Origin of the sequence: Nonomuraea sp. NPDC003804 (assembly GCF_040610675.1) — a bacterium.
In the GTDB taxonomy this organism is placed as follows: domain Bacteria; phylum Actinomycetota; class Actinomycetes; order Streptosporangiales; family Streptosporangiaceae; genus Nonomuraea.
Genome location: NZ_JBEXMT010000150.1, coordinates 1 through 1,002 on the forward strand (window position 1 = coordinate 1; position 1,002 = coordinate 1,002).

At 62.8% G+C, this 1,002-nt stretch carries 3 protein-coding genes; all 3 read right to left on the reverse strand.

The genetic code is table 11. The features are described from left to right. The coding region (locus tag ABZX22_RS45410; RefSeq protein ID WP_354923645.1) for a hypothetical protein at positions 1-346 on the reverse strand (346 nt) is incomplete at its 3' end. Positions 347-386: 40 nt separating this feature from the next. Next, positions 387-710, reverse strand: coding sequence for a hypothetical protein (locus ABZX22_RS45415; protein WP_354923648.1), 324 nt, complete (start codon positions 708-710; stop codon positions 387-389). Positions 711-714: 4 nt separating this feature from the next. Then, positions 715-1,002 (reverse strand): hypothetical protein (locus ABZX22_RS45420; protein WP_354923651.1); only part of this gene is annotated, 288 nt, incomplete at its 5' end.

Genomic DNA, 1,002 nt, shown 5'->3' on the forward strand with positions numbered 1-1,002 from the left:
CGTGCTTCCAGCTATCGGACGGCTTTGCGGTGGCTGACACGTCGAGCGGTCTGTCCTTCTTCCAGTCGATGCGACGCCAGGTGAATGCGTAGAGCGTGGCCGCGTTCCGGCCACCCTGCTTGGTACGCTCGATGATCCGATAGTGCTCAAGCTCCGCTGCGGCTTTCCTGACGGTGTTCTCGGAGTTCCAATGCGCAGCCTGCATCAACGACCAGGATGCGCACAGGTAGCCGTTGTTGAAGCCGGTGTACTGGCGCGCAAGGTCCTGCACCAGCTTGTGCGCGAAGGGACTGAGTCGCGTGTAGTTCGGATGCCGCAGAAGGGTGTAAGGGATGACGAAGGCCATTCCCCCATCGATATCCTCCCAGCGGTTCTCCTTCTTGCGCCTAGCCATTGGACGCCTGGCACGGGCTCTTGAGAAGGACAACGCGCCGGCGGCCACCGGCCACCCGCTTTTCTTCGGTCCATCCGTGCGCCTCCAGTTCCCGGAATGCTCGTTCCACTGGGCGCTGCCCAACGCCTAGGATTCTCATCGCTTCGCGAACGCTGATCGAGACCACCGGAATCTGAAATGGTTGCTCCAGGCTGCGGAGCTCGATAAGCAGCGCGTGGGCGACAGGCTCCAGGGCGGCATATGAGGGATGTTTGATCTCCTGTGCAGTCACAATGGCGTCGTAGCGCTGGCCGGCTTTGGCTGTTGGAATGTGCATAGCCTTACGCCTCCACCGCGGTTGCGAGTGCCGACGCGTAGGCCTGCTCGATCTGCTCGGCAAGGGCCAGGCCCCGCCGGAATTCGACAACCTGCTTTACCGCTTGGCTGTGGACGCCTTGGAGCGCCTCGCGGGAGACTGGGTTGGCGGCCAGGGCCTTCAGGTCGGCACGCTCGATCATGCGGAGGGTGTCGTGCATCACCTCTTCGACTGATCGTTCGGCGGAGCTGCGGCGGGCAGGCTTGCGATTGCGGAAACGCTTCATCCGACCCTCCGCGTGGTGGTGTCGTAC